We start from the raw sequence: 5862 nt of genomic DNA, 5'->3' as shown, positions 1-5862 counted from the left end.
ACCGGCACCGGGGCTGGAACGGCGACCGGAGCGACACCGTCCAGGACGCCCGTGCGGCGCTGGAGGAGCTCGCGGAGCGCTTCGGGCCGGTGCCTGTCGTGCTCGTCGGACACTCCATGGGCGCGCGTGCCGCGCTGCGCGCGGCCGGGCACCGGAACGTACGGGCCGTCATCGGGCTGGCGCCCTGGTGCCCTCCCGGGGAGCCGGTGGAACAACTGCGGGGCAGGCGCGTGGTGTTGCTGCACGGGGACCGGGACCGCACCACCGACCCGGCCGGTTCCCGCGAACTCGCGCTGCGCGCCCGCGCGGCGGGTGCAGAGACGGCGTGGCTGCCGATCTCAGGCGGCGACCACACGATGCTCCGGCGGGCCGCCGAGTGGCACTCTCTCACCGCACGGTCGGTCGCCGGGCTGCTGGAGGCGGGCCCGCTGCCGCGGGAGGTGGCGGACGCCTTCTCCTCGCGCGGCTTGCCTCCCTCAGGTGACGCGAGCAGTTCGCGGTCGACGCCGTGAAAGCCCAGGACGACGGCGGAGACGGCGCCGCGCTCACCCCCGCGGGCGGGTCCGGCCGTGCGCTGCGCTGCCTGGTGACCGGCGCGTCCGGTTACATCGGCGGCAGGCTCGTGCCCGAACTGCTGGACGCGGGGCACTCCGTGCGCTGCCTCGCCCGTACGCCGGAGAAGCTGCGCGACCACCCCTGGGCACACCGCGTGGAGGTGGTCCGGGGAGATGTGACGGACGCGGACTCGCTGCGCGAGGCCATGCGCGACATCGACGTGGCGTACTACCTGGTGCACGCGATGGGTTCCGTCCGCGGCTTCGAGGACGCCGACCGGCGTGCGGCGCAGGTCTTCGCAGGGCAGGCGCGCGAGGCTGATGTGCAGCGCATCGTCTACCTGGGCGGGCTGACCCCGGCAGGGGTCCCCGAGCGCGAACTCTCCTCCCACCTGCGGTCACGTGCGGAGGTCGGGCGGATCCTGCTCGACTCGGGCGTGCCCACCGCCGTACTGCGGGCAGCCGTGATCATCGGATCGGGATCGGCCTCGTTCGAGATGCTGCGCTATCTGACCGAGCGGCTGCCCGCGATGGTCACACCGAGCTGGGTTCGCACGCCCATCCAGCCCGTGGCCGTACGGGACGTGCTGCGCTGTCTGGTGGGCTGCGCGCGGCTGCCGCGGGATGTCAGCCGGCCTTTCGACGTGGGCGGGCCCGACGTGATGACGTACCGCGACATGATGCGCCGCTACGCGGCTGTCGCCGGGCTGCCCCGACGGCTGATCGTGCCGGTGCCGGTGCTCACTCCCCGTCTGTCCAGCCTGTGGGTGGGCCTCGTGACGCCCGTACCGCTGTCGATCGCCCGGCCGCTGGCGGAGTCGCTGCGGCACGAAGTGGTCTGCCGGGACCACGACATCGGCCGTTACGTGCCGGACCCGCCGGGCGGCCCGATCGGGTTCGAGCGGGCACTGGAGCTGGCACTGCAGCGGGTCAAGGAGGCGGACGTGACGACTCGTTGGTCCTCCGCGTCGGTTCCCGGCGCGCCCAGCGACCCGTTGCCCACGGACCCGGACTGGGCGGGCGGAAGCCTCCACACCGACAGCCGCGAGCAGAGCGTCGACGCGTCACCCGAGGCGTTGTGGCGCGTCATCGAGAGCATCGGCGGTGAGAACGGCTGGTACTCCTCGCCGCTGGCGTGGTCCGTGCGGGGCTGGATGGACCGGCTGGTCGGCGGTGTCGGGTTGCGCCGGGGCAGGCGGGACGCGCAGCGGCTGCGCGTCGGCGACTCCCTGGACTTCTGGCGGGTGGAGGAGATCGAACCCGGCAGGCTGCTGCGGCTTCGCGCGGAGATGCGGCTGCCGGGCCTGGCCTGGCTGGAGTTGGCGGCGGGCCGCGACGAGGAGGGGCGCACCGTGTACCGGCAGCGAGCCCTGTTCCATCCGCACGGGCTGGCCGGCGAGGCGTACTGGTGGGGCGTGTCGCCCTTCCACTCGGTGGTGTTCGGCGGGATGGCGCGGAACATCGCCCTGGCGGCCGAGCGTGCCTCCCAGGCCGGGTCTCCTGCGCGTACGGGCCGCGGCGGTGGGCCCTGACTCCGGACGCCGCACCGCTGCGTAAGCTCGTTCGTCCAAGCCCCGAACTCGCCCTTCACGCACAGAAAGCGAGCACCGCCGATCACGCGACCGCCTCAGCCGCCCGCCGTCCCGAGGAAGACCTGATGCCGTCCGCACCACGCTCCGCCCGCTGGATCACCCCGGTCGCCCTGGTACTCGTCTGGCTCGTGCTCGGCGGTCTCCTGGGCCCGTACGCGGGGAAGCTCGGCGAGGTAGCCACCAACGACCAGGCGTCCTTCCTGCCGAAGAGCGCGGAGTCGACCAAGGTCATCGACGAGCAGGAGCGCTTCCAGCAGGACGAGACGCTGCCCGCGGTCGTCGTGTGGACGGCCGACGAGGGCCGGATCGACCGGAGTCAGCGCACCGCCGCCACCCGCGCCCTCGCCTCGCTCGACGGCAGCCCGGGCCTCACCGGCAAGGCATCACCGGCGGTCCCCAGCAAGGACGGCCGCGCGCTGCAGGGCGCCGTACAGGTCCGCGCGAACCTCGGGGACGACCTCCCCGGCGTGCTGGAACGCGTCCGCGACGCCACCGACGACGTGAAGGGGACCAAGGCACAGCTCGGAGGTCCGGCATCGAGCCAGGCGGACCTGTCCGACGCCTTCGCGGGGATCGACGGCATCCTGCTCGTCGTCGCGCTCGTCGTCGTCCTGCTGATCCTGCTGCTCGTCTATCGCAGCGTGCTGCTGCCGATCATCATCATCCTGGGGGCCGTCTTCGCGCTGTCCCTGGCCTGTTCCGTGGTGTACATGCTGGCGCAGGACGGCGTCGTGAGCGTCGACGGCCAGGTGCAGGGCATCCTGTCGATCCTCGTCATCGGCGCCGCGACCGACTACGCCCTGCTGCTCTCGTCGCGCTTCCGCGAGGAACTGGCCGTGCGGGGCGATCGCTTCGCCGCCATGCGGTCGGCGCTGCGCGGCTCGTTCGGAGCGATCACGGCCAGCGCCGCGACGGTGGCTCTCGGCCTGCTCGCGCTGCTCCTGAGCGACCTGACGAACAACCGCGCGCTCGGCCCCGTCGGCGCCATCGGCATCGTGTGCGCCGTCATCAGCACCTTCACCTTCCTGCCGGCGGCGCTGGTCCTGATGGGACGCGCCGCGTTCTGGCCCGCACGCCCCAAGCCCGTGACGGACCCGGACGCCGTCTCGGAGAGCGGTGCTTCCGGTGCTGACGCTCCCGCCCCCGGGCTGTGGGGGAGGATCGCGGCCCAAGTGGACCGGACGCCTCGGCGGATCTGGGTGAGCACGCTGGTGGGGCTCATCGCCTGCGCGGCGTTCTCTCCGCAGTTGAACTCCAAGGGTGTCCCGCTCAGCGAGATCTTCGTCAACGACGTGCCCTCCGTGGCGGCGCAGCGCACCCTCAGCGAGCACTTCCCCGGCGGCTCCGGCAACCCCGCCGTCGTCATCGCCGACGCCGACCGGAGCCGCGAGGTCAGCCGTGCGGCAGCCCGTACGGAGGGCGTCAGCGCGGCGGTGCCGGTGACGAAGTCCGGGCGCCCCGGGCAGGGCCCGCCGCTCGTGGTGGACGGGCGGGTCCGCATCGACGCCGTCCTGACGGGAAGCGCCGACAGCGACGACGCCAAGCAGACGGTGCAGCGGCTGCGTTCGTCGGTTCACGCCGTGTCCGGCGCGGACGCCGTGGTGGGCGGCTACACCGCGCAGCAGGCCGACATCCAGACCACCGCCGAGCACGACCGGTCGCTCATCGTCCCCGTCGTGCTGCTGATCATCCTGGTGATCCTGGCCGCGCTGCTGCGCGCTCTGGTGATCCCGGTGCTCCTGGTGGCCACCGTCGCGCTCAACTTCCTGGCCACGCTCGGGGTCGCCGCGCTGGTCTTCGAGCATCTCTTCGGCTTCACGGGGACCGACGCGTCCGTGCCGCTGTACGGCTTCGTCTTCCTCGTGGCGCTCGGCGTCGACTACAACATCTTCCTGCTGACCCGGGTACGCGAGGAGGCGCTGCGGCACGGCACCCGTGCCGGCATCAGACGAGGACTGACGGCCACCGGCGGAGTGATCACTTCCGCTGGCGTGGTCCTCGCCGCGACCTTCGCCGCGCTCGTCGTCATCCCGCTGGCGTTCCTCGTGCAGATCGCCTTCATCGTCGCGTTCGGAGTGCTGCTGGACACCCTCGTGGTCCGCTCCCTCCTGGTGCCCGCGCTCGCCCGCGACATCGGTCCGGCGGTGTGGTGGCCGGGGGCGTTGCGCCGCCGCTGAGCACGGGAGACGTGGTGAGCTTCCCGAGGGGGAAGCTCCTGCCCCCTGATCCCGTACGGAGGATGCACGGCGATGACGGTATCCGTGGCCCTGTTCACCGCCGACCTGCGGCTGCACGACAACCCCGTGCTGCGTGCCGCGCTGGACTCGGCGGACGAGGTGGTGCCGCTCTTCGTGCTCGACTCCGGTGTGCGGGCGGCGGGCTTCGACGCACCCAACCGGCGCGCCTTCCTCGCGGACTGTCTCGCCGATCTCGACGCCGAGCTGCGCGAACGTGGCGGCCGGCTCGTCGTGCGAAGCGGCGACGTCACCGAGGAGACGCGAGCGCTCGCCTCGGAGTGCGACGCGCAGCAGGTGCACGTGGCCGGTGACGTGAGCGGGTACGCGCAGCGCCGCGAGGACAGCCTTCGCCGCGGCCTGGCGGAGGACGGACGCGAGCTGCGCGTGCACGACGCCGTGGTCACCGCGCTGCCGCCCGGCGCGGTGACGCCGCAGGGGCGTGACCACTTCGCCGTGTTCACCCCGTACTGGCGGCGCTGGGCCGCTGAAGCGCTGCGGCCGGTGCTGGGCGCACCCCGCGTCGTGCGCGTCCCGGAGGGGGTCTCCTCCGCCGCCTTGCCCGACCGTTCGAAGGTGGCCGGTGTGTCACCGGGGCTCGCCGCGGGCGGCGAGAGCGAGGGCCGTGCGCGCTTCTCAGCCTGGCGCGGACGCCCGATGAAGGCGTACGCCGAGCAGCACGACGACCTGTACGGGGACGCCACCTCACGGCTCTCGCCGCATCTGCACTTCGGCACGCTCTCGCCCGTCGAACTCGTCCACAAGGCCCGGCAGACCGAGGGCGAGGGCCCGGACGCGTTCGTCAGGCAGCTGGCCTGGCGGGACTTCCACCACCAGGTGCTCGCGGCCCGTCCCCGTGCCTCCTGGGAGGACTACCGCACCCATGACGACCGGTGGCGCAGCGACGAGAAGGAGATCGCCGCGTGGCAGGAGGGGCGCACCGGCTATCCGCTCGTCGACGCCGCCATGCGGCAGCTCCGGCACGAGGGCTGGATGCACAACAGAGCACGTCTGCTGGCGGCCAGCTTCCTCACCAAGACGCTGTACGTGGACTGGCGCGTCGGAGCCCGCCACTTCCTGGACCTCCTCGTGGACGGCGACGTGGCGAACAACCAGCTCAACTGGCAGTGGGTGGCGGGCACCGGCACCGACACCCGTCCCAACCGGGTCCTCAATCCGCTGAGCCAGGCCAAGCGCTTCGACCCGGACGGCGCCTACGTACGGCGCTGGGTGCCCGAACTCGAAGCGGTCGAGGGGGCGTCGGTGCACCAGCCGTGGAAGCTCCCGGCCGCGGAGCGCGCCAGTCTGGACTATCCGGATCCGCTGATCGACCTCTCCGACGGGCTGGACCGCTTCCGGCGGGCGCGCGGAGTGGACGGCGGCTGAGGGGCGGCCGAGGGGGCTCGCGCCGGTGCCGTCCCGGACCCCGGGACTTCGCGCTGGTGAAGGCGGCGGGCGAACACGGCGGAGAGGTCTGTGACG

Annotated in this window: 4 protein-coding genes; all 4 read left to right on the top strand. The window is 72.8% G+C overall.

All coding sequences use genetic code 11. The features are described from left to right. Positions 1-512: alpha/beta fold hydrolase (locus H5J26_RS27545; RefSeq protein ID WP_181768681.1), on the top strand; the 512-nt coding region annotated here is incomplete at its 5' end. A 62-nt stretch (positions 513-574) separates the two neighbouring features. Next, positions 575-2086, top strand: coding sequence for an SDR family oxidoreductase (locus H5J26_RS27540; RefSeq protein ID WP_210771828.1), 1512 nt, complete (start codon positions 575-577; stop codon positions 2084-2086). A 125-nt stretch (positions 2087-2211) separates the two neighbouring features. Next, positions 2212-4323 carry an MMPL family transporter gene (locus H5J26_RS27535; RefSeq protein ID WP_181768679.1) on the top strand — a complete coding sequence of 704 codons (2112 nt, stop codon included), beginning with the start codon at positions 2212-2214 and terminating at the stop codon, positions 4321-4323. A 72-nt stretch (positions 4324-4395) separates the two neighbouring features. Further along, positions 4396-5766 carry a cryptochrome/photolyase family protein gene (locus H5J26_RS27530; RefSeq protein WP_181768678.1) on the top strand — a complete coding sequence of 457 codons (1371 nt, stop codon included), beginning with the start codon at positions 4396-4398 and terminating at the stop codon, positions 5764-5766. The last annotated feature ends 96 nt before the right edge of the window (positions 5767-5862 follow it).

Origin of the sequence: Streptomyces albidus (ex Kaewkla and Franco 2022), from assembly GCF_013870515.1 — a bacterium.
Taxonomy (GTDB): domain Bacteria; phylum Actinomycetota; class Actinomycetes; order Streptomycetales; family Streptomycetaceae; genus Streptomyces; species Streptomyces albidus.
Note: the sequence above shows the minus strand (reverse complement) of the source record. Positions and strands in the feature narration are given on the sequence as shown.